General features: G+C 44.2%; 21 protein-coding genes and 1 tRNA gene. 7 read left to right on the forward strand and 15 right to left on the reverse strand.

All coding sequences use genetic code 11. The features are described 5' to 3' along the window. Positions 1–3 precede the first annotated feature (3 nt). From nuoM to CDG60_RS13880, 12 genes are all read right to left on the reverse strand, one after another. The gene (nuoM, locus tag CDG60_RS13825) at positions 4–1,617 is read right to left on the reverse strand and encodes an NADH-quinone oxidoreductase subunit M (protein ID WP_087513299.1); all 1,614 of its coding nucleotides are present in this window, start codon (positions 1,615–1,617) and stop codon (positions 4–6) included. Between the two features lies 1 nt (position 1,618). Beyond that, positions 1,619–3,508, reverse strand: a complete 1,890-nt coding sequence (gene nuoL, locus CDG60_RS13830; RefSeq protein ID WP_087513298.1) for an NADH-quinone oxidoreductase subunit L — start codon at positions 3,506–3,508, stop codon at positions 1,619–1,621. Next, on the reverse strand, positions 3,505–3,813 hold the full coding sequence (gene nuoK, locus CDG60_RS13835; protein WP_087513297.1) for an NADH-quinone oxidoreductase subunit NuoK: 309 nt from the start codon (positions 3,811–3,813) through the stop codon (positions 3,505–3,507). Before nuoK ends, nuoL begins: the two co-directional genes overlap by 4 nt. Continuing rightward, complete coding sequence (nuoJ, locus tag CDG60_RS13840; protein WP_171405517.1) at positions 3,813–4,334, reverse strand: NADH-quinone oxidoreductase subunit J; 522 nt, start codon at positions 4,332–4,334, stop codon at positions 3,813–3,815. The genes nuoK and nuoJ overlap by 1 nt, the downstream gene beginning before the upstream one ends. Beyond that, positions 4,334–4,876 (reverse strand): NADH-quinone oxidoreductase subunit NuoI, encoded by a 543-nt coding sequence (nuoI, locus tag CDG60_RS13845; RefSeq protein ID WP_087513295.1) that lies wholly within the window; start codon positions 4,874–4,876, stop codon positions 4,334–4,336. Before nuoI ends, nuoJ begins: the two co-directional genes overlap by 1 nt. A 17-nt stretch (positions 4,877–4,893) precedes the next feature. Further along, positions 4,894–5,910, reverse strand: a complete 1,017-nt coding sequence (gene nuoH / locus CDG60_RS13850) for an NADH-quinone oxidoreductase subunit NuoH (RefSeq protein ID WP_087513294.1) — start codon at positions 5,908–5,910, stop codon at positions 4,894–4,896. 3 nt (positions 5,911–5,913) lie between these two features. After that, a complete protein-coding gene (gene nuoG / locus CDG60_RS13855; RefSeq protein ID WP_087513293.1) occupies positions 5,914–8,595 on the reverse strand; it encodes an NADH-quinone oxidoreductase subunit NuoG in 2,682 nt (893 codons plus the stop codon). A gap of 11 nt (positions 8,596–8,606) precedes the next feature. Then, positions 8,607–9,938 (reverse strand): NADH-quinone oxidoreductase subunit NuoF, encoded by a 1,332-nt coding sequence (gene nuoF / locus CDG60_RS13860; RefSeq protein ID WP_087513292.1) that lies wholly within the window; start codon positions 9,936–9,938, stop codon positions 8,607–8,609. Further along, positions 9,935–10,444, reverse strand: a complete 510-nt coding sequence (gene nuoE, locus CDG60_RS13865) for an NADH-quinone oxidoreductase subunit NuoE (RefSeq protein ID WP_087513291.1) — start codon at positions 10,442–10,444, stop codon at positions 9,935–9,937. The genes nuoF and nuoE overlap by 4 nt, the downstream gene beginning before the upstream one ends. Before the next feature lie 12 nt (positions 10,445–10,456). Beyond that, positions 10,457–12,244, reverse strand: a complete 1,788-nt coding sequence (gene nuoC / locus CDG60_RS13870) for an NADH-quinone oxidoreductase subunit C/D (protein WP_087513290.1) — start codon at positions 12,242–12,244, stop codon at positions 10,457–10,459. An 86-nt stretch (positions 12,245–12,330) separates the two neighbouring features. Further along, on the reverse strand, positions 12,331–13,008 hold the full coding sequence (locus CDG60_RS13875; RefSeq protein ID WP_087513289.1) for a NuoB/complex I 20 kDa subunit family protein: 678 nt from the start codon (positions 13,006–13,008) through the stop codon (positions 12,331–12,333). 7 nt (positions 13,009–13,015) lie between these two features. Then, positions 13,016–13,561, reverse strand: coding sequence for an NADH-quinone oxidoreductase subunit A (locus CDG60_RS13880; RefSeq protein WP_087513288.1), 546 nt, complete (start codon positions 13,559–13,561; stop codon positions 13,016–13,018). Between the two features lie 512 nt (positions 13,562–14,073). On the opposite strand from CDG60_RS13880, the gene CDG60_RS13885 reads away from it, so the two are divergent. Further along, positions 14,074–14,424 carry a hypothetical protein gene (locus tag CDG60_RS13885; RefSeq protein ID WP_087513287.1) on the forward strand — a complete coding sequence of 117 codons (351 nt, stop codon included), beginning with the start codon at positions 14,074–14,076 and terminating at the stop codon, positions 14,422–14,424. A gap of 63 nt (positions 14,425–14,487) precedes the next feature. Here CDG60_RS13885 and CDG60_RS13890 read toward each other — a convergent pair whose 3' ends face one another. Both CDG60_RS13890 and prpF read right to left on the reverse strand, forming a co-directional pair. Further along, positions 14,488–15,396 carry a polyprenyl synthetase family protein gene (locus CDG60_RS13890; protein ID WP_087513286.1) on the reverse strand — a complete coding sequence of 303 codons (909 nt, stop codon included), beginning with the start codon at positions 15,394–15,396 and terminating at the stop codon, positions 14,488–14,490. A gap of 313 nt (positions 15,397–15,709) precedes the next feature. Then, positions 15,710–16,900, reverse strand: coding sequence for a 2-methylaconitate cis-trans isomerase PrpF (gene prpF / locus CDG60_RS13895; protein ID WP_087513285.1), 1,191 nt, complete (start codon positions 16,898–16,900; stop codon positions 15,710–15,712). A 321-nt stretch (positions 16,901–17,221) separates the two neighbouring features. Between prpF and CDG60_RS13900 the strand changes: the two genes are divergently transcribed. The 4 genes from CDG60_RS13900 (at position 17,222) to CDG60_RS13915 (ending at position 21,060) form a co-directional block, all read left to right on the forward strand. After that, entirely contained in the window at positions 17,222–18,592 is a 1,371-nt protein-coding gene (locus CDG60_RS13900; RefSeq protein WP_087513284.1) for an amino acid permease, read from the forward strand. Positions 18,593–18,666: 74 nt separating this feature from the next. Continuing rightward, a tRNA-Arg gene (locus tag CDG60_RS13905) sits at positions 18,667–18,742 on the forward strand. 167 nt (positions 18,743–18,909) lie between these two features. After that, on the forward strand, positions 18,910–20,229 hold the full coding sequence (locus CDG60_RS13910; protein ID WP_087513283.1) for a tyrosine-type recombinase/integrase: 1,320 nt from the start codon (positions 18,910–18,912) through the stop codon (positions 20,227–20,229). Between the two features lie 153 nt (positions 20,230–20,382). After that, the gene (locus CDG60_RS13915) at positions 20,383–21,060 is read left to right on the forward strand and encodes a hypothetical protein (RefSeq protein ID WP_087513282.1); all 678 of its coding nucleotides are present in this window, start codon (positions 20,383–20,385) and stop codon (positions 21,058–21,060) included. A gap of 172 nt (positions 21,061–21,232) precedes the next feature. On the opposite strand, the gene CDG60_RS13920 is transcribed toward CDG60_RS13915, so the two are convergent. Next, a protein-coding gene (locus CDG60_RS13920; protein WP_223155595.1) for an IS3-like element ISAba14 family transposase occupies positions 21,233–22,365 on the reverse strand; the annotation gives its coding sequence in 2 pieces (ribosomal slippage) (positions 21,233–22,113 and positions 22,113–22,365; 1,134 coding nt in all). Positions 22,366–22,472: 107 nt separating this feature from the next. Between CDG60_RS13920 and CDG60_RS13925 the strand changes: the two genes are divergently transcribed. Then, positions 22,473–22,682 (forward strand): helix-turn-helix transcriptional regulator, encoded by a 210-nt coding sequence (locus tag CDG60_RS13925; RefSeq protein WP_087514324.1) that lies wholly within the window; start codon positions 22,473–22,475, stop codon positions 22,680–22,682. A 3-nt stretch (positions 22,683–22,685) separates the two neighbouring features. Continuing rightward, positions 22,686–23,072, forward strand: coding sequence for a hypothetical protein (locus CDG60_RS13930; RefSeq protein ID WP_087514323.1), 387 nt, complete (start codon positions 22,686–22,688; stop codon positions 23,070–23,072). Position 23,073 lies beyond the last annotated feature (1 nt).

The following is a 23,073-nucleotide window of genomic DNA, read 5'->3' on the forward strand; positions in this document are numbered from 1 at the left end:
GGCTTATTGGATCTCCACATTTTCAAGTTGGGTAGTCGCCTGTTGCACAACCTCAACTGTTTCCTGTACTGGAATATAGCTGTTTGCAATCCACGCCATACTTGAATTTGAAATATCAAGGAAGCTTTGTGGGAACAGACCTAACCATACCAGACCAAGCGCACAGACAAGCAGAATCACAACTTCACGGGCATTTAAGTCTTTCAGTGGATTTGTGTAATGCTGTTTCTGTTCTTCATTCGGAGTACCGAACAGTGCTTTGTGAATCAGGATCAGACCATACAGACCTGCAAATACAAGGCTCACAGCAGCAAGGATGGTATAGACTGGGAATTTGGCAAAAGAACCCATCAGAATCAGGAATTCACCAATAAAGTTACCCAGACCTGGAATACCGACCAGTGCAGCAACAAAGAACATCAGGAAGAAAGACAGGTACTGGAACTGTCCACGGATACCGCCCATCAGACGCAAATCACGTGTATGAAGACGCTCATATACCTGACCACACATAATGAACAGTGCCGCAGAAGACAGACCGTGTGCAAGCATCATGATCATCAGACCCTGGAAGGTCAGGATGTTACCTGCATAAAGTGCCAGCAATACAAAGCCCATGTGTGAAATGGATGTATACGCAAGCAGACGTTTCATATCTGTCTGCTGGAATGCACACCATGCACCGTAGAAAATACCGATCAGACCCAGAATGATTGCAATATCAGCAAACTGAGCAGAAGCAGCCGGGAAGAACGGAATCACGAAACGCAATAAACCGTATGCAGCTGTTTTGATCAGAATACCTGCAAGGTCAACCGAACCCGCAGTTGGTGCCTGAGCATGTGCATCAGGTAACCAGCCGTGTAATGGGAAAACCGGAAGTTTTACCGCAAAACCAATGAACATACAGATCATGAGTGCATAAGCAACTGCAGGAGCCTGAGCATCCAGAGTATTTGCAACACCCAGCAGGTAGTTATAATCAAAACCGATCATACCTGTCATCATGTATCCATAGACAACAAGTCCAAGGATACCGATCAGCATGATCAGACCCGCTACCTGGGTATAGATGAAGAATTTGGTCGCAGCATAAACACGTGATTTACCATCCGCACCACGGTGTCCCCATAATGCAATCAGGAAGTAAATCGGTACCAGCATCATCTCCCAGAAGAAGAAGAACAGGAACATGTCGATTGCAAGGAATACACCGATAACTCCACCCAGTGACCATAAAAGGTTTAAGTGGAAGAAACCGACATTCTTCTGAATTTCACCCCATGAACAGCCAACTGCAAGTACACCCAGTAATGCAGTCAGACCAACCATCAGTAAGGACAGACCATCCACCGCAAGGTGAATGTTGATGCCCAGTGTTGAAATCCATGGAACAATGAACTCAGCGGACCAGCTTGGAACTTTTGCGCCCAGTTCATAATTATATGTTCCTGACTGCCATAAAATAACAGTCAGAATCAGTGTAACCACCATACCAATCAGAGCGATATAGCGTGGCAGATGGTCGTCGAGCTTATCGACCAACCAGCAAATAAAACCTGCAATGAACGGAACAAGGATCAGTGCGGGTAAAATAAGATTGTTTGGAGTTTCCATTTTATTTCCCCACTACCTGAATCACAATCAGGACCATCAGCAATACCACTACGCCAAATGACATGCTTGAAGCATATTCGCGTAATGAACCTGTCTGACGTTTACTTGTAAAGCTGTTACCACTTTTCACAATCGCTGGCAGCACAAGCCACAGGTTATCAATCGGATCACGACCCAGAATTTTAGCAATCAGCAGATATGGTTTTACAAACACAAGGTCATACAGCGCATCAAAACCAAGCGCATTACGGCAGATATTCACCAGACCTGCACCAAAACTGCTTTGTGCAAAAGACTTCACAGCACCGTATGCAAATGCGAACAGACCAACACCGATTGCAAGTCCTGCAAGTGCAATACCTACAGCTGTATATTCTGCACCATGCATACCTGCTTCAAGCGCTTCAGGAATGTTGAATGCTGGAATTTTTGCAGCATTCAGAATGGACTCAACCGGTGCTTTCAGCGCTGCACCCACAAATGTGGACAGAACAGCCAGAATTGCCAGAGGACCCCAGTACGTCACGCCTTTGATTTCGTGATATGGCGTTTTTTCTTCACCGAAGAATACAACCCAGATCAGACGGAATGTATAGATTGAAGTCAGGAACGCACCTGCGACACCTACCCAGTAAAGCGAGGTATAAACAGCAACAGACTGACCCTGTACCCATACCGCACCAAGAATCGCATCTTTCGAGAAGAAACCGACGGTAATGAATGGAATCGCTGCCAGTGCACCGCCACCGATTGCAAAACATGCAAACAGGAACTTGTTACGCTTAAACAGACCACCCATTTTGAAAATGTTCTGTTCATGGTGATACGCAAGAATTACAGCACCTGAAGAGAGGAACAGTAACGCTTTGAAGAATGCGTGAGTCAGCATGTGGAACAGACCAGCCTGATACGCTTCTGCACCAACAGCCATAAACATATAACCCAGCTGACTCATGGTTGAGTAAGCAAGAATACGTTTGATGTCTGTCTGAACCAGTGCAGCAAAACCGGCAACCAGCAATGTTACTGCACCCGTGATGGAAATGAACATCATCACTTCTGGCGCAAGTTCAAATACTGCAAACATACGGCAGCATAAGTAAACACCGGCAGTTACCATTGTTGCAGCGTGGATCAGTGCAGAAACAGGTGTTGGACCTGCCATTGCATCAGCTAACCATGTCTGTAACGGAATCTGAGCAGATTTACCCGCAGCACCCAGGAACAGCATCAATGCAGTCCAGATGGTGATTGAAGAACTCTGAACCATAACTTCTGGAGCACGAGCCACAATTTCAGCGATGTTCAGTGTTCCAAACTGCTGGAAAATCAGGAACAGTGCGATCAGTAGGAATACGTCACCCACACGGGTAACTGTAAATGCTTTGATTGCAGCCTTACCATTTTCAGGATTTGAATAGTAATAACCAATCAGCAGGTAAGAACACAGACCTACACCTTCCCAACCCAGGAACAGCAGTGCAAGGTTATCACCCAGCACAAGCAACAGCATGCTTGTTACGAACAGGTTGAAGTAAGAGAAGAAACGTGCAAAGTCTTCTTCACCGCGCATGTACCATGATGCAAAAATGTGGATCAGGAAACCCACACCTGTAATCATGCCCATCATCAGTAAAGACAGACCATCCAGATGCAGACTGAATCCTGGTGCAAAACCACCTACATTGAACCATGTCCACAAATGCTGTGTCGTTGCAACTGAGCCATTATTGACAAAGTCAAAACCTGCAATCAGTGCAAATAAAGCGGAAAGACCCACTGAACCTACACCGATAATTGCTGCAACATTTTCAGGAAGCTTGTTGCGCCCTGCTGCCAACAGGATAAAACCAATCAGCGGAAATAATACGGTTAAAAATAAATAGCTCATCCGCGCATCTCACTAGCAGCATCCACATCCAGGTGATGGAAGCGATGATAGAACTGAAGGACGATCGCAAGACCGATACAAGCCTCTGCTGCTGCAAGAGTCAGGATCAGAATGAACATGATCTGTCCATCTGGCTGAACCCAGGCGCTGCCTGCCATAACAAACGCAAATGCAGCTGCGTTCATCATGATCTCAAGGCTCATTAAAATAAATAACAGGTTACGTCGAACCATTACACCGTAAAAACCCAGTGCAAAAAGAATGGTTGCAACGATCAAACCATGTTCTAAAGGAATGTTGCCCATTATTCTTGTTCCTCTTTTTCACCTGGTTCACGCTTCCCTAAGTGGAATGCTGCAACAAGTGCTGCCAGCAGCAACATTGCAGCAACTTCAACCAGTAACAGGTATTGAGTAAAGAGTGACTGACCAACTTCCTTAGGACCAACAATTTCGGTTCCCATCAGATGGCCTGAAGCTGTGGTGTAATCTGACCCCAGCATCCATACCAGCAGAAGCCCCATCAGAAAGCTCATCAGCGCAGGATATGCCCATGCTGAAGATGTCAGCCACTGACGCTCCTGCTCTTCTGTATGCTGTCCAAGGTTCAGCATCATCACAACGAATACGAACAGCACCATAATTGCACCGGCATATACAATGATTTCCAGTGCGCCGGCAAACGGTGCACCCACAATCATAAACATACCCGCCACTGCAAGCAGTGAAACAATCAGGCTAAGCAATGCATGTACAGGGTTCGTGTTGGTCACAACACGAACTGTAGAAATAATGGCCACGAGTGCCATCAGATAAAATGGCCACATCATGGTAATAAGCTCCGTACATCAACTGGCGTGCTTTCACGCTGCGCCTGACCTTTATCCTTCCCGTTGATTGCCATACCGGTCACACGGTAGAAGTTATAGTCTGGATATTTACCAGGTCCTGAAATGAGTAAGTTTTCTTTCTCATAAACCAGATCCTGACGCACGTATTCACCCAGCTCAAAGTCTGGTGTCATCTGAATTGCAGTTGTTGGACATGCTTCTTCACACATACCGCAGAAAATGCAGCGTGAGAAGTTGATACGGAAAAATTCCGGGTACCAGCGACCATCTTCTTTTTCAGCTTTCTGAAGTGAAATACAGCCAACCGGACATGCAACAGCACACAGGTTACAGGCTACACAACGCTCTTCGCCATCAGGGTCACGCGTCAGCACAATACGACCACGGAAACGCGGCGGTACGATATCTTCGGCTTTCACTTCTGGATATAAAATGGTGTCACGTTTACGTGTCACGTGTGAGAAAACCATCCACAGTGAACGTACAATTGACCCAAATCCAGCTAGAAATTTAAACATTATATTCTCCTGCTGTCTTAGGCCTGATTCATCAGAATCACAGCACCAGTTACCAGAAGGTTAACCAACGCCAATGGCAAGCAAATTTTCCAGCCGAAGTTCATTACCTGGTCATAACGTGGACGCATTAAAGAACCACGGGCCAGGACAAACATCATTACAAAGAATGCTGTTTTGATAATGAACCAGAACGCTGCTGGAAGGAACGGAATTTCAATATTGAAAGGTGCTAACCAGCCACCAAAGAATAAGGTCACAATCAATGCAGAGATCAGAACAACGTTGACATATTCAGCAACGAAGAACATACCCCATTTCATACCGCCATATTCCACATGGTAACCTTCTGCCAGCTCCTGTTCTGCTTCAGGCTGGTCAAATGGATGACGGTGAGTCACCGCAACACCTGCAACCACGAAGATCAGGAAACCTAAGAACTGAGGGATAACAAACCATACGTCTTTTTGTGCTTCCACGATTTCACGCATGTTGAATGAGCCTGCAATTGCAACCACACCCATCAGGGAAATACCCAGGAACACTTCATAAGAAATGGTTTGTGCTGCTGAACGCAGACCACCGAGCAAAGCATATTTGTTGTTTGAAGACCAGCCACCAAACAGTACCGCATACACTGCTATACCTGCCATTGCCATAAAGAACAGCAGACCGATACTCATGTCTGCCACACCCAGGTAAGGTGATACAGGAATAACCATGAATGACAGTACCGCAGTTGCCATTGCAACTGCAGGTGCCAGACGGAAAGTCAGTTTGTCAGCAAATTTTGGTGTCCAGTCTTCCTTGAACATGATTTTCAGCATGTCGGCAACGATCTGGAACATACCACCTGGACCTACACGGTTAGGACCGTAACGGTCCTGCCATAAGCCCAGTAAACGGCGTTCAATAAAAGACATCAGTGCTGCAATCAATACAACGACGAGCAGAATCACAATCGCCTGAATGACTGAATAGGCAATCGGCCAGTTCTCAGCCCACAGCGGCGTTTGACGGATTAATTCCTGATTCATGAATTACACTCCTACCGCGACTGAAACAGGCTCAGCAAGAGATACCGTTGGTGCAAGACCAACCGGATAACCGATATAACCTGTAGGTAAATATTCAATCACCTGAACTGGAAGTACGACAGAAGTTTCACCAGCTTTCACTGTGATTTTCTGACCATCCTGTACATTCAGACGAGCTGCATCCTGTTCACCCACTGCAAATGCAGCAGTCGGAATACGTGATTCCATTGCTGGCGTTTTCACCGTGAATTCACCAGATGCAAAGATATGGTGCATCGGAACCAGACGGAAACTTTCAGCATTTACAGCAACAACCGATGGTGCAACATAGCTGCGTACCGGACGTTTAGGCAAACGGTCAAACAGACGGATACCTGAGTCGCCACCTTTTAAGTGACCACCGACATTGTCCTGGAATTTGTTCCATGCCTGTGGTGAGTTCCATCCAGCAGACCATGCAAATGGTACAAGTGGAGATGGAGTCTGATTACCGACATAACCTTCCATAGAGAATGTTAATGCAGAATCCACGTCAACCGGCTGTTTAGGTTCATGAATGGACAATGGCGCACGCATTGATGTACGACCTGAGTAACGACGTGGTTCACGTGCCACTTTCAGACCATGTACACGGAAGCCTGCATCTGGTGCAACATCCTGGATTGCCTGAAGTGCAGGTACATTTTTCACAACTGACTCAATGACATCATCAAGCAGTGTCCATGAAATTGCTTTACCTGCAAGACCTGTTTCCAGTGCATGCAGCCAGCGCCATGATTCTTTGATCGCCAGTTCCGGTTTGTAATACGACGGATCATAAACCTGGTAGAAACGCTGAGCACGTCCTTCCTGGCTGACCACAGTACCGTCACCTTCAGCAAAGCTTGCAGCAGAAAGAACCACTGATGCTTTTTTCACAGTTTCAGTTTCAGAGTGATCCAGTACGATAACATCTTTCGCTTTGGCAAACGCAGCATTGACCTGAGCAGCAGGTAAACGGCGGTACAGATCATTTTCAACCACAACAATGGCATCATAATCCTGAGCAAAAACCTGCTCCAGGCTTTGACCGCCAAAGATTGCCAGACCCATAGAGTTCACTTCTGGAACAGTCAGTGTCAGACCTGCATTCCCAAGATTCTGTGCAACCTGTGCAGCAGCTTCCATGATGGATGCATCCTGTAAACTTGTTCCTGAAATGATCAGTGGTTTTTTCGCAGCTTTTAAAGTATCGGCAATGGTTTGTGCAAATGCTTTCGCATCATCATCCAGACCAAGAATCGCTTCACCTTTCACACCAGCGGCAACCGCAAAACCTAAACGCGCGATGTCGTTTGGAGAAGCAACAACTTCACCCTCAGCAACATCAGCTAAACGTGTCTGCGTAGCTGCCAAAATGTAAATCGGTGATTTTGCATCCTGAGCAATACGCTGTAACGGTTCAGCAAGCCAGTCCTGAGTACGGCGTTCCGCAGCCATTTCTTTGGCTTTGTTTTTCGCAGCCTGACGGACGGACAGTGCCATACGTGGAGCAGTCTGAGTTAAGTCTTCACCTAAAATCAGTACAGCATCGTAGCTTTCGATTTCACGCATTGTTGGGTTATAAACACCCTCTGTCTGCATGATCGACGCTGCAAGCTCAACCAGGTTCTGCTCTTTCTGAGACATACCTGTTGAGAAGTTTTCCTGACCCACTAATTCACGAAGCGCGAAGTTGGATTCAAGTGATGCACGTGGAGAGCCGATACCTAAGACTTTTTTGCCCTGGATATTTGCAATCACAGTATCTAAAGCTGTATCTACAGAAACTGTTTCAACGTTTGCACCTGTACGGAACTGTGGCTGACGCGGACGGTCTGCACGGTTCACATAACCTGTACCAAAACGGCCTTTATCACACAGGAAGTACTGGTTTACATCGCCATTGAAACGGTTTTCAACACGGCGTAATTCACCATAACGCTCGCCCGGAGAGATGTTACAGCCTGAAGAACAGCCCTGGCATACGCTTGGCGCATACTGCATGTCCCACTTACGGTTATAACGCTCTGAGTGAGTTTTGTCGGTAAATACACCCGTTGGGCATACTTCTGTCAGGTTACCGGAGAATTCAGACTCTAAAGTACCTGATTCAGGACGACCGAAGTAAACACGTGATGCGTTTGCATAAACACCAAAGTCTGTACCACCGGCATAGTCTTTGTAATAACGCACACAACGGTAGCAGGCAATACAGCGGTTCATTTCATGAGAAATAAATGAGCCCAGCTCCTGGTTATAGTGCGTACGTTTGGTAAAACGGTAGCGACGACGGTCATGCTGAGTCATGACAGTCATATCCTGTAAATGACAGTGACCACCCTCTTCACAGACTGGACAGTCGTGTGGGTGATTCGTCATCAGGAATTCAACAATCGAAGCACGAAAATCTTTTGCTTCTTTGTCTTCAATAGAAATGTAGGTATTGTCCGCAGCTGGCGTCATACATGACATTACTAAGCGACCACGCGTATCTTCTGGATTTGCGTACTGAGTAACGGCACATTGACGGCAAGAGCCGACAGAACCTAAGGATGGATGCCAACAAAAGTACGGAATATCAATACCCAGACTTAAACATGCTTGCAGCAGGTTTTCCGAGCCATTGACTTCGTACGATTTGCCATCGACATGAATTGTAGCCATAGTCGAATTCCTTAAGCTTGTTCTGTGTTGCTGGCTTGAGCAAGCGGGCTTTTCGCCACTTTTGCTTCAAACTCGCCACGGAAATGTTTGAGTGCGCCCATAAGCGGTTCCATTGCACCAGGTGCGTGGGCACAGAAAGTCTTACCGATCCATAATTTACGGGTCAATTCCTGTAAATGATCAATATCTTCCTGCTTACCTTCGCCATTTTCCAGTGCTTTCAATGCTTTAACCGCCCACGGCAAACCATCACGGCAAGGCGTACAGAAACCACATGACTCACGTGCAAAGAATTCTTCCAGGTTACGTGTCGCAGACACCATACACTGAGTTTCATCCACAACCATCAACAGACATGTGCCCAGACGTGAACCTGCTTTCATGATGCTTTCCGCATCCATTGGCAGATCAATATGTTCAGCAGCCAGGAAGTCTGTAGATGCTCCACCCGGTAACCATGCTTTGAGCTTCAGACCATCACGCATACCGCCTGCATGGTCTTCAATCACTTCACGTGCAGTCGTACCAAATGGAAGTTCCCATAAACCAGGGAATTTCACTTTACCTGAAGCACCATAAATTTTTGTGCCTGGATCTTTCGATTTACCCGCAGATAAATTGATATACCACTCAGGACCACGCAACATGATTGCTGGCAGGTTGTTGTACGTCTCTACGTTGTTGACAATCGTAGGACGACCCCATGCACCGGCAACCTGTGGAAATGGCGGCTTTGTACGAGGGTTCGCACGGCGACCTTCAAGCGAGTTAATCAATGCGGTTTCTTCACCACAGATATAACGGCCTGCACCCGTGTGTACATGCATCTCGAAGTTCCAGCCAGTTCCCAGGATGTTTTCACCCAGATAACCTTTGGCACGGATCTGCTCAAGTGCTTCATTTAAGTAGCCAGCAGCTTCTACATACTCACCACGGATAAAGATATAACCATGTGTTGCTTCAAGGGTATAACCTGCAATCAGCATCCCTTCGATCAGCTGATGAGGAAGTTTTTCCATCAACAGACGGTCTTTGAAAGTTCCTGGTTCCATCTCATCGGCATTACAGATCAGGTAACGTGGACCACCATCATTCGGTGCCATCAGTGACCATTTAATCCCTGCCGGGAAACCTGCACCACCACGACCTTTTACAGTCGCAGCCTTAATGACTTCAAGCACATCTTTAGGTGGCATAGTCAGTGCTTTTTTAAAGCCTTCATAGCCCTCAAGTGCTTCATAATCATCAGCAAGACGAACATGTTCCTGCTTACTCAGACGCCATGTCAGCGGATGAGTTTCCGGATTACCATCGCCATAAATCGGTTTTGGTTCAGTATTCATACATACTTCTCCAATAACTGTTTAACCGAAGTCACTTCAACCAGTCCGTGAGTGTCTTCATCAATCATTAACGTTGGACCTTTGTCACAGTTACCCAGACAGCAGATTGGCAACAGTGTGAAACGCCCATCAGCAGTCGTCTGACCGAACTGGATACCCAGTTCACGCTGGAACGCTTCAGCTAATGTTTCCGCACCCATCAGGAAGCAGGCAATCGAATCACATAATAAAATTACATGACGACCTACCGGCTGACGGTAAATACGGTTATAGAATGTCGCAACGCCTTCAAGATCAGCAACACTCATACTTAAAAGCTGAGCAATTGCATTCATCTGAGCATCATCCACCCAACCATTACGGCGTTGTACGCATTTCAGCGCATCCAGACATGCTGCACGTGGGTACGGATAGTGCTCAATGTGATGTTCGATATCGTGAATTTCGTCCGCAGTCAAAATTCCTTCAACGTTCACACGTGGCTTTTTATCAGTCAAAATCATCATAATGCGTACCCCTTAGCGATCCACGTCAGCCATAACGACGTCAATTGTCGCTAAATAAATGATCAAGTCAGACATTAAGCTGCCATTAATCACAGCAGGCATTTGCTGTAAATGCGTGAATGTCGGTGTACGGATACGGGTACGGTAACTCATGGTTGACTTATCAGAAGTCAGATAGTAGTTCGACGCACCTTTCACCACTTCTGCCATCACAGACGCTTCACCCGCAGGCATGACAGGACCCCATGACACGCTCAGGAAGTGCGTGATCAGAGTTTCAATATCCTGCAGAGTTTTGTCTTTAGGTGGTGGAACAGCCAGTGGATGATCCGCTTTGTAAGCACCAGACGGCATGTTGTCCAGACACTGTTTAATGATCTTTAAGGATTCATTAATTTCATGGAAATGCACCATCACACGTGCATAAGCATCGCCTTCATACTCAAGCGGCACTTCGAAATCATAGTTTTCGTAGCCACTGTATGGACGGTATTTACGTACGTCGAAGTCAATACCAGTTGCACGCAGACCTGTACCTGTCACACCCCATGCGAGTGCCGACTTGGCATCATACTGAGCAACATTACGGGTACGACCAACAAACACTGAGTTTTTCAGTGCCGCAGTGTAGTACTCGTTCATACGCTTCGGCATCCACTCAAGGATTTCACGAATCAGATGCTGCCAGTTATTCGGCAGGTCATGCGCAGTACCACCGATACGGAACCATGCTGGGTGCATACGGTAGCCTGTGATCGCTTCAATCGCGTCATAGATTTTCTGACGGTCAGCGAACATATAGAATACAGGCGTCATACCGCCGGCATCCTGAATCGCAGTACCAATAAACAGCAGGTGGTTATTGATACGGAACAGTTCAGACATCATTACACGGATACATTGTGCGCGGTCAGGAACAGTGATTCCCGCCATTTGCTCCACACCCAGTACATAAGGCATGTTCTGTGCACAACCACCTAAGTAGTCAACACGGTCTGTATACGGAATGAATGAATGCCATGTCTGACGTTCAGCCATCTTTTCCACACCACGGTGGTGATAACCGATATCAGGTACACAGTCTTTCACTTCTTCACCGTCCAGCTGCAGGATGACACGGAAAGCCCCGTGCGCAGATGGATGGTTAGGACCTAAGTTCAGGAACATGAAGTCTTCGTCATCATTCCCACGCGACATCCCCCAGTCTTCAGGTACAAAACGCAGGTGTTCCTGCTCGTAGTCCTGTTTTGCCTGGTTCTGCATATACGGCGTATATTCGGTCGCACGTGCAGAATATTCTTTACGCAGTGGATGACCTTCCCAGTATGTCGGCAGCAAAATACGACGGAGCATTGGATGCCCTTCGAAATTAATCCCGAACATATCGTAGGCTTCACGCTCGTACCAGTTGGCATTTGGCCAGATATTGGTTGCTGTTGGAATGTTGAGATCGCTCTCACTCAATGCAACCTTGATACGGATATCACAGTTGCGTTCCAGGGAAAGCAAGTGATAGAACACAGTAAAATCAGACGCAGGCAGACCATCACGGTGGGTACGTAAACGCTCATCCACCGCAGACAGGTCAAACAGCATCACGTAAGGACGTGACACTGTACGTAGGAACATTAAAACTTCCTGTACGCGTGCGCGCTCTACCCAGACTGTTGGAAAGTCTTCAAAAGTCTTTTGCACATAGAAGTTCTCACCAAATCTGGTTTTGAGATCCTCTACGATCGCAAATGCTGGGCGTGAATCAACAGGCGTTGATTCTGGCATAGCAATGTCAGTTTCAGCCATTGGCTTGGCTTCCTATTTAATACAAATTTATTCAACCTAAACGACAATTACACCCAACCGGGTGCATCAAACATTTATCGTCTAAATTATTTAATTTCATCCATAGAGCGCAGATTTTTCACAGCAATACGCTGTGCATTCTTACGGTCACGTTCTGGCTGCATCTTTGGCTTATACACTGGCTTAAGATCATCACCAATTACCGCTGAAAGTGGGCGGCGCTCAAGTTGAATCTGGTCCTGCAACAGCATCAATGCCTGGATCAATGCTTCTGGACGTGGTGGGCAGCCTGGGATGTACACATCGACAGGAATAATTTTATCCACACCCTGTACCACAGAATAAATATCGTACATACCGCCAGAGTTTGCACATGCACCCATGGAAATAACCCATTTAGGCTCAAGCATCTGCTCATAAAGGCGTTGAATTACAGGTGCCATTTTTACAAAGCAGGTTCCTGCAACAATCATTAAGTCTGCCTGACGCGGTGAAGCACGGATAACCTCGGCACCAAAACGTGAAAGGTCATGCACGCCTGTCAGTGTCGTTGCATACTCTACGTAACAGCAGGAAGTACCAAAGTTGAACGGCCATACTGAGTTCTTACGACCCCAGTTTACTGCTGTATGTGCCAGATCCTCAAGACGGGTCATGAACACATTTTTATTCACTTCTTCTTCAAGCGGATCTGTAACGATCTGACGCTCCTGAAGTGGATATTGATCAGCATCCGGATTCGCACGGGTCAATGTATATTTCATTCCCGGGTTACTCCTTTACAGATGATGCAGTCGGTGAAGATTTCACACGACCAGATGATTGAGCCGGAATCTGCCCTGTAGGGTCAGTCACCAGTTCTTCAATTGAGTTAAAGCGGGTAATTTCTGCAAGGTCCATACCTGGTGAACCTACTTTAGGTTTAATCCCTGCTGCTTTACGCTTATCTGAAGGCGCCCAGTTCAGTGCACCAGTAGAAAGTTCGTAAATCAAACCAACGAGTAAAACTAAAATAAACACAGCCGCAGTTGCAAAGCCCACCCAGCCTACTTCACGGACAGAAGCTGCCCATGCGTACAGATAAAGTGCTTCTAAGTCAAAAACCACAAAGAAGATTGCGACAAGATAGAACTTGGCAGACAGGCGGATACGTGCCCCACCGGCACCTACCACACCTGACTCGAATTGCTCCTGCTTCGCACGTCCCCATGACTTACCCCCAAGGAGTAAAGGAACAGTGAGCATAAAGACGCAAAGAAATGTAACGCCGATCACGAAGGCAATAATTGCCCATTCGTATGGAGTAATGGCACTCATGCGGGGATAACTCCTGGCAGGCCTAATTTATAACAAAGAATGTATGTATTGGCCTTCAAATACACCAAACACAAAATTAATCCCGCCAATTGTACCCGATTGATGACGTCTCTTGCTAGCTTATAGACCTTAGTCTTTTGGATGATTTTTTAAACATTTGTGCCGCTTTTAGCCGTGAAATCCCCTGATATGTGCAATGATCGTTTTAACAAATTAAAAACCTTTTTATAATTATTTTTTAATTTTTTCTCACATTGCTCAAAAATAAATAAAAATAAAACACATTCAGACTAAAAATACACACCTAGTAACTCATTATGAAAATTTAATTAATAATGATTTTTTATTGTATCTTCCACTCAGAATTTCTCTTTTACCCGCCATTCAGGAAAAAATCATCCTTGCAACTGCAATGTATTTATTTTGCAACACATGCAATTCTGTTCATTAACATTACTCAAGGGATATGATATTTCTATAAGCAACTTACAACGATAACAAGGCTGACTGACATGGACTACACTCACAAACCCAACTATTTTTTATTTGCTCAGCTGCTGGTTCGTCATGTGGAAACCTATATAGAAAAACATCCAGATGCTAGCAATGCGATATTTGATTTAAGGGATATCTATGAACTGTTCCGCCAGGACAAAGCCTCTGCAACCACCAACCTGGACGGTATTTTAAATATTGCAGATGAATATAAAGTGGAAACACTGAATGGGGATCAGCCACTGATCAGCAGATACAGCATTGATTCTCAGAACAATTCCCTGCTGATTGACTTCAATGCTGATGCACTTGAAGGACTGAAGAACGGAAAATCCATTATTGCGCCCGATGCAACCCTGCATGGTTAAAACAGACAATAAAAAAAGGTGGAATATGTTCCACCTTTTTTATTTCTGATAACCGAAAAAGAATCAGTTTTTACGTGAAAGCAGAAAAACAGCAATACTGTTCAGCATCCATGCAGAATCACCAAAAGACACCAGTGAAGCAAATGCCTGATCATGCAGTTCTTTTGCATAAGCTTTTGCCTGCTCCAGCCCCATCAAGGCTGGATAGGTTGATTTATCAGCCTGCTGATCCTTACCCGCAGTTTTACCCAGCACTTCAGTTTCAGCCACAATATCCAGAATATCATCCTGCACCTGAAAAGCCAGACCAATGCTCTGCCCAAATTTTCTCAGCTCAGGTATTGCCTGATCAGTGCCTTCAAATACCGCAACAGCTGCCATCATGATAGCAGCAGAAATCAATGCACCTGTTTTATTTCTATGAATATTTTCAAGCACTTCCTGGCTGACATGCTGCCCTTCCGCCTGAAGATCCATAACCTGCCCACACACCATTTTTGATGTTGCAGTTGCCAGTATCTGGACCTGTTTTAAAACAATGGATGCATCTACAGCTGCACTCTGATCAAACAGACGGCTTCCCAGAATTTCGAACGCCATAGACTGTAAAATATCGCCCGCCAGCAATGCTGTACTTTCACCAAATGCCACATGACAGGTCGGCTGCCCACGGCGTAGCAGATCATTATCCATACATGGCAAATCATCATGCGCCAGTGAATAACAGTGAATCAGCTCAACAGCCACAGCTGCACGGCGTACTGCTGCCGCATTCACCCCAGGTCTGATATCTGCCACGGCATAACACAGCGCAGGTCTTACCCGCTTCCCACCCAGCATGACTGCATGATACACAGCACCTTTCAGTGGTTCAGGCAAGGAAAATGCATCCAGTGCAGTCAGTAAATCCTGCTGAATACGCTCCTGCGCTTCAGCCAGTACATTTGAGGGTGCGTCAGTAAAAGATGACATGATGCCTCTGATCTTTCAGTCGATATTTGCAGGTAATCTTCCGATTCTTTTTTCCTGGCTGTTTTATAAAAATAAAAACAGTGACCTCAGAAAATAAAGAATCACACAGAATTCAGATGTAAATCTTTTCAGCACAGCTAAAAACACAGCATTACATCCAGAGTCTGCTCTTTAAAACTCTCATGCATCATACTTCAGAACACCTTGTTTCTCTATGCTCAGCATCATAATTTTCACAAAAACCAACCCTGTGAAAAAACTGAACCCTGCCAGAGCAGGGTTCAGTTATCAAAATCAGCACATTCTGAAAATATTATTTTAAGGCATCACCAGGTATTCTGACCCAGCCTTCCATCAACACTCTTGCACTTCGGCTCATAATGGCTTTTTTCACAGCCCACTGACCATTTTCCATAACAGCCTGCGCACCAACACGCAAAGTCCCTGATGGATGACCAAAACGCACTGCCTCACGCTCACCACCACCCGCTGCCAGATTGACCAGTGTGCCTGGAACGGCTGCTGCTGTACCAATCGCCACAGCTGCTGTCCCCATCATGGCATGGTGCAGCTTACCCATAGATAATGCACGGACCAGAAGATCCACATCAGTGTCACTGACCTGCTTACCACTTGATGCTTTATAGCTTTTAGGCTGAGCAACAAATGCAACTTTTGGCGTATGCTGACGGGTAGCTGCTTCCGCAACATCTTTAATCAGACCCATTTTCAGAGCACCATAAGCGCGAATAGTCTCAAATTTTTTCAGTGCTTCATTATCACTGTTAATGTCTTCCTGAAGTTCAGCACCTGTATAACCAATATCTTCTGCGTTCAGGAAAACCGTAGGAATACCTGCATTGATCAGCGTGACCTGAAACTCGCCAATCCCTGGAACTTCCAGTGTATCCACAACATTTCCTGTCGGGAACATTGCACCACCATCTTCGCCATCGTCCGCAGGATCAAGAAACTCAATCTGCACTTCTGCCGCAGGAAAAGTCACACCATCCAGTTCAAAATCACCGGTTTCCTGAACCTGACCATTACTGACAGGCACATGAGCGATAATGGTTTTCTGGATATTTTTCTGCCAAATCCGAACCGTGCAGATTCCATTTTCAGGAATGCGGGATGCATCCACCAGACCATTACTGATGGCAAACGAACCCACCGCAGCTGTCAGGTTGCCGCAGTTTCCACTCCAGTCCACAAATGGACGGTCTATTGAGACCTGCCCAAACAGATAATCCACATCATGATCTGCCTGTTCACTTTTAGACAGAATCACCGTTTTACTTGTACTTGATGTCGCCCCACCCATTCCATCAATCTGCTTAGCATAAGGATCAGGACTGCCGATCACACGCAATAAAAGCTGATCGCGCACCTGACCAGGCTGCTGCGCAAGCACAGGCAGATCATCCAGTTTAAAGAACACACCCTTACTCGTACCACCACGCATATAAGTCGCTGGAATTTTTATCTGTGGAGCAAAACTCATTTATTCGCCAATCCTTTAATTTTTCATTGTTTTTGCCATATTCACTGGAATATGAACGTTTTAATCATAATACTTTTTCAGTAAAAATCATTCTGTACATGACTTAAGTATAAAAAACAAACGCTCAAAACAGAATGACTCAAAGGAACATTTTAATCGCAGGAATATACAAATAAAATTAATATATTGATTCATATATTATTTATTAAAATTCTACATTTCATACATATAATCAATAATCCCTGCTTATCGCTTGTGCTCTAGGCTTCGGGACATTGATACATTACAATCATTTTACTCTTCATTCACGGGCTAATAACATTGAACAACGAGCCTTCTTCACTTCAGCGTGGGCTGAAAAACCGGCACATCCAGCTCATTGCAATGGGTGGTGCGATTGGTACGGGTTTATTTCTGGGGTCTGCACATGTTATTCAACAGGCAGGACCTTCGATCATTCTGGGCTATGCCATTGGCGGCTTAATTGTTTTTCTGATCATGCGTCAGCTGGGCGAAATGATTGTGCATGAACCTGTCGCAGGTTCTTTCAGCCATTTTGCCAACAAATACTGGGGGAAATTTCCAGGATTTCTGACTGGCTGGAACTACTGGATGCTGTATATCCTGGTTGCCATGACTGAACTGACTGCTGTCGGAAAATACATCAATTACTGGTGGCCTGAAATTCCAAACTGGGTCTCAGTGCTGTTCTTCTTTATTGTCATTACCCTGATTAACATTGCCAACGTCAAATTTTATGGTGAATCTGAATTCTGGCTTTCGATTGTTAAAGTGACCGCTATTATTTCCATGATTGTCTTTGGTGTTTATTTGATTATGACTGCTGATGCAGCCTCAGGTATCGCCTTCTCCAACCTGTGGACACATGGTGGCTTCTTTCCAAATGGTTTTGATGGTCTGTTCTATATGCTTGCCTTCCTGATGTTTGGATTTGGCGGTATTGAACTGGTCGGTATGGCAGCTGCGGAAGCTAAAGATCCAGGAAAAACCATTCCAAAAGCAATCAATCAGGTTGTACCCCGTATTTTAATTTTTTACGTGGGTTCAATGATTATCCTGCTTTCACTGGTTCCATGGAATCAGCTGAACTTTGGCGGACTGGACAAAAGCCCATTCGTGATGGTCTTCAGCATGATCGGGATTGCCTGGGCTGCACACCTTGTGAACTTTATTATCCTGACTGCAGCACTTTCTGTTTATAATAGTGGCATGTATGCCAACAGCCGTATGTTGTACGGTCTGGCGATGCAAGGCAATGCTCCGAAAATCTTTACTAGAACCAACAAACACGGTGTACCGATCCCTGCTGTACTGATGTCTGCATTTCTGATCCTGGGCTGTGTACCTCTGAACTACTACCTACCAGAAGATGCACTGAGCCATCTGATGTATATCGTAGTTGGAGCACTGGTTCTGAACTGGTTAATGATTACGCTGACGCATCTTAAATTTAAACGTGCGCTGAGACTGACCGGTCAAACCAGTAAATATCCGGCTTTATGGGCTCCAGTCAGTAACTTCCTTGTGATTATTTTCATTGGTATTGTGCTGTACATCATGTGGGATCAAGGCTTTAAAGAATCCGTCCTGATGATTCCAGTATGGATCACTTTCATGCTGGTGCTGTTTGATATTCTCAATCCAAATGAGATAAAACCAGAAGATAAATAACAGACAGAAAAAAGCTATTATTTCGATAATAGCTTTTTTTTCAGATGTATATGCAGTAAATTACTGCAAAGTTTACGCCTTTAGCTTAACTGGATAGAGCAGTTGCCTCCTAAGCGACCGACGTGGGTTCGAGTCCCGCAGGGCGTACCAAATTCATAAACCCATACAACCGAACATACAATTCAAATCATAAATATCAATAACTTAAATAAATCTCATGATCGTATATCATCTTATATAGCTTGATACAGCATTAAATAATGAGTACCTTAATGAGTACCTAGCCCGATTCTATCAATTTTCAGGTACTCATTTTCATGGCAAAATTGGTGAAACCCCTTACAGATCCTCAATGTGCATCTGCAAAACCAAAAGAAAAAGATTACTCCATGTTTGATGGTGATGGTCTAATTTTGCTTATTCGTACATCAGGCACCAAAACCTGGCGATATAGATACAAAAACTCATTGGGTACTCAAATTATTACTATAGGTACTTATCCTGCTATCAAATTAGCAAAGGCAAGAGAGTACCGGGCAAAATATCAAACCATGATTGCCAATGAATTAGATCCAAAAGAACAAATAGCCATAGAGCAATCCAAACAGGATAATAAATACCACTTTGAACCCATTGCCCGAGCCTGGCATGTCGCATATAAGGCGAGTGGTAAATGGAGTGAAGAAACTGCAGACAGAGCTTTGAAAAACCTTATTCAGTATGTATTCCCTGTAATTGGAACTCGCTCAATCGACAGCATCAAACCCAAAGACCTGAATCTTGTATTAAGTCAGATAGAAGATATGGGCTTTCTTGAAGTGGTTAAAAAAACCAGACAGCGTTTTGTCAGTATCTTTGCTTATGCCATTTCAAAGGGACTGATTGAGCTTAACCCAGCATCAAGTCTTAAGGATGCTATTACAGTCACCCGTAAAACGAAACATCATCCTAAGTTACACCCCACCCGGCTGACTGAATTTCTACAGAAAATTGATGCTGATAAAGGCTACCCAATTACCAAGTTATGTTTGATTTTTACCCTGCATACTTTTACCCGATCCAGTGAGGTGCGCTTTGCTCGCTGGTCAGAGTTTGATTTAGAAAAGGGACAATGGCTCATACCACCTGAACGCCAAAGCATAAAAGGCAGTAAATACGCTCACCGTGGGGCGAAGATGAAGACTGAGCATTTAATTATCCTCTCCCCTCAGGTGCTGACCATCTTAAAAGAGATTCAGACTTACAGTGGCATGTATGAGAATGTATTTCCTAAACACGGCGACCCCTACGGCTTTATCAGTGAATCCACCATTAACAACACATTAAGGCGTATGGGCTATGACACCAATGAAGATGTATGCCTGCATGGTTTTAGGGGTATGGCATGTGGCGCACTTGTGGAAAGCATGTTATTCACCGAGGAAGCTGTTGAGAAACAAATGAGCCACCAGGAGCGTGACCAGGTCCGCTTAGCATATACCCATCATGTTGAATTTTTGGATGAGCGTAAAAAGATGATGTACTGGTGGAGTGACTACCTGGACAAAAACAGGGATGGATATATCAGTGCTTATGAATATGCTCAGCAAATAAAACTGATTGAACAAGACAATCTAATTCAATTTAAGAAAGTATAACGCCGTGATATGTCGCACCACATAGGCTTATACGTTCATATTTAACCTTTTATCTCTTATATTCAGTTTGCCAGGTATAGGAGGCATCCGAAAGCACATACCCAATGTGTTTACCTGGTTAATTTTTTGGGGATGCTGTGGGAGGCTTGAACTGTGGACATATGCTTAAAAGAAGACGTCAGTGAGGTTTTAGATTTAACAGATGAGGTCAATATTGACAATCTATCCCATTTACAGAGCGTTTACGATCGTGATGGATATTTGTTTGCCAGTTATCTTAATATTTTTAAATTACTAGGGATAACAGATGAGCCTTTTATTTTCAGTTCGATGAATCATATTATGCGAAATCCATTCCCTTATAACTCTGAAGAAGATTGTATTAATGATGATTCAAATTTAAAAAAACTGCATAAACGTTCAAAAATAAAAATGAACAAGCATGACTACTCTACTCTTTCCCGTATTCATGCATATATTCTCATCAGTGATTACACTCTTTTTAAAAAAGACAATATAACGCATGAAGATATGGATTTTTTAATTAATTCTATTGAAGATATATATGCCGACCTTGGACGTCTATATACAAGTATTATGCTAAACCCTAAACAAAAAAATCATATTGAATCAGTTAATATTCCATCGCTAGGGGGACAAGGTAGAGCAAACAAATATAATCAATATAAAAAAGAAATATTTGAAAAATGGCTAAATAATAATTATCACTCTTATGCTTTATTTGCCAGAGAGTATGCCGGTAAATATAACTTAAGTACGAAAACAATTGAAAACTGGTTATCCAGTGAGTTCAGTATCCAACAAAAATAAGTCGTATCTGCAAGCATAATACCCTCTATGCTTGCACGTTACCCCTTATGCTAGATCAAAGGTTTTTCACTAAAATAATCATAAACATACTAGCTCCATCATAAACAGTTAAGAGGTGGTCCCACTTGTTTGAACAACTAAAAGCGTATTTATAAGTGATATTCCGCTCTAGTTAAGCCACCTTGTTTTGTTGGGGTAGCTGATCATAGTAAAACTCATTTGGTGTCATTTTGTCTAGACTCGAATGAGGTCGTTTCAAATTATAAAACTCAAAATATGCACTTAATTGCTTTTTCGCATCTGTGACACTGCTATAAGCTTTGAGATACACCTCTTCATATTTAACGCTCCGCCATAATCGTTCAACCATCACATTATCTACCCATCGACCTTTACCATCCATACTGATTTGAATGCCATTTGATTTCAATACATCAATAAATGCATCACTGGTAAACTGGCTGCCTTGGTCTGTATTAAATATTTCAGGTCGACCATATTTTTCAATCGCTTCATTTAAAGCCGAAATACAAAAATCCACCTCCATACTAATCGATACCCTATGCGCAAGTACCTTGCGGCTATGCCAATCAATCACAGCACATAAATAAACAAAGCCTTTTGCCATAGGGATATACGTTATATCCGTAGACCACACTTGATTACTGCGCTGAATAGCCAACCCTTTGAGCAGATATGGATATTTACGGTGAGCTTGATTAGCCTGGCTTAAATTTGGTTTGCAATATAACGCCTGAATACCCATTTTCTTCATTAAAGTACGTGTATGACGTCGTCCTATATGATGTCCTTGACGATTCAACAAATCACGCATCATACGACTGCCTGCAAAAGGATATTGCATATGTAATTCATCAATACATCGCATCAGCTTCAGATCTGATGCACTCACAGGTTTTGGGCGATAGTAATAACAACCACGGGAGACTTTCAGCAGCTTAGCTTGCTTAGATACTGAAATCTGAAGTGAGTCGTCGATTAACTTTTGTGGTTGAAGCGGCCCAGTTTCTTCAACACACCTTCTAAAAAATCAATTTCTAATGCCTGCTCACCGATTTTTGCATGTAGTTTTTTTAGATCGATGGGTGGTTCTGTTGGAGCTTTTGATTGATCGAAAGCTTGCGAGGAAGCTGAGATCAATTGATTTTTCCAGTCAATAATTTGGTTTTGATGAACATCAAACTCAGCACTCAATTCAGCAAGTGTTTTTTCTGCTTTAATCGCAGCAAGTGCTACCTTAGCTTTAAAATCATTTGAATGATTTCTTCTTGGTCTACGTGCCATAAAATACTCCATATATTGATGTTTATAACATCATTTGAGGAGCAGAATATCACTTATAGGAGTTGTTCAAATTTACGGATCCATCTCTGTTATGTGGAGCTAAACACATGCAACCTATCCGAGTTACTTATAATCAGGCATGTGAGTTATTGAGCATAAAGCGCAATGCCTTACGTGAACTGACACTGAATGACCCAACGTTTCCAAAGCCATATAAAGCCGGCTCCACACGCCAAGCCCCTGTCTATTTCGACTATGCCCAGCTGATTGAATGGCATAATACTCAAATGCAAAGCCTTGCAGTATTGGAGGCTTAATCTATGACTAAAACTCAAATTAAGTCCATTGCTCTGAATGCATGTCGTCAACTCAACGCCTTAGCTAAAGATGTCTATAACCGTGATTTAGTGACCAATATTAATCATGACCAATTAAAAGAAACGTCAGCCACTTTAAATGACCTATATGACGTACTGGATGCCAATTATCAGCGCAGTATGAAAGCTGGCATTGATGAATCAATGGAGTATACAGAGCTTGTTAAAAAGCGCATTGATGCCCTTGCCGAATATATCCGACCTACACGCCTTAAGAGCGTCCATATTTCGCCTAAGCAGATCGTGCAGATGCTCGATACAGAACAACAGGCAATGCATCACCTCTCAACACTCCTGGACACTATTAAAATTGGGAGTGAATCGAAATGAC

This window comes from Acinetobacter chinensis (assembly GCF_002165375.2).
GTDB lineage: Bacteria > Pseudomonadota > Gammaproteobacteria > Pseudomonadales > Moraxellaceae > Acinetobacter > Acinetobacter chinensis.

Coding starts and splice junctions, on each gene's coding strand:
- prpF (WP_087513285.1), bottom strand. CDS start 16,900: ATGAGTTTTGCTCCACAGATAAAAATTCCAGCGACTTATATGCGTGGT.
- nuoH (WP_087513294.1), bottom strand. CDS start 5,910: ATGAATCAGGAATTAATCCGTCAAACGCCGCTGTGGGCTGAGAACTGG.
- CDG60_RS13885 (WP_087513287.1), top strand. CDS start 14,074: ATGGACTACACTCACAAACCCAACTATTTTTTATTTGCTCAGCTGCTG.
- CDG60_RS13930 (WP_087514323.1), top strand. CDS start 22,686: ATGACTAAAACTCAAATTAAGTCCATTGCTCTGAATGCATGTCGTCAA.
- nuoJ (WP_171405517.1), bottom strand. CDS start 4,334: ATGTGGCCATTTTATCTGATGGCACTCGTGGCCATTATTTCTACAGTT.
- CDG60_RS13910 (WP_087513283.1), top strand. CDS start 18,910: ATGGCAAAATTGGTGAAACCCCTTACAGATCCTCAATGTGCATCTGCA.
- nuoF (WP_087513292.1), bottom strand. CDS start 9,938: ATGAATACTGAACCAAAACCGATTTATGGCGATGGTAATCCGGAAACT.
- CDG60_RS13890 (WP_087513286.1), bottom strand. CDS start 15,396: ATGTCATCTTTTACTGACGCACCCTCAAATGTACTGGCTGAAGCGCAG.
- CDG60_RS13880 (WP_087513288.1), bottom strand. CDS start 13,561: ATGAGTGCCATTACTCCATACGAATGGGCAATTATTGCCTTCGTGATC.
- nuoE (WP_087513291.1), bottom strand. CDS start 10,444: ATGATGATTTTGACTGATAAAAAGCCACGTGTGAACGTTGAAGGAATT.
- nuoI (WP_087513295.1), bottom strand. CDS start 4,876: ATGTTTAAATTTCTAGCTGGATTTGGGTCAATTGTACGTTCACTGTGG.
- CDG60_RS13925 (WP_087514324.1), top strand. CDS start 22,473: ATGCAACCTATCCGAGTTACTTATAATCAGGCATGTGAGTTATTGAGC.
- nuoC (WP_087513290.1), bottom strand. CDS start 12,244: ATGGCTGAAACTGACATTGCTATGCCAGAATCAACGCCTGTTGATTCA.
- CDG60_RS13875 (WP_087513289.1), bottom strand. CDS start 13,008: ATGAAATATACATTGACCCGTGCGAATCCGGATGCTGATCAATATCCA.
- nuoL (WP_087513298.1), bottom strand. CDS start 3,508: ATGAGCTATTTATTTTTAACCGTATTATTTCCGCTGATTGGTTTTATC.
- nuoM (WP_087513299.1), bottom strand. CDS start 1,617: ATGGAAACTCCAAACAATCTTATTTTACCCGCACTGATCCTTGTTCCG.
- nuoK (WP_087513297.1), bottom strand. CDS start 3,813: ATGGGCAACATTCCTTTAGAACATGGTTTGATCGTTGCAACCATTCTT.
- nuoG (WP_087513293.1), bottom strand. CDS start 8,595: ATGGCTACAATTCATGTCGATGGCAAATCGTACGAAGTCAATGGCTCG.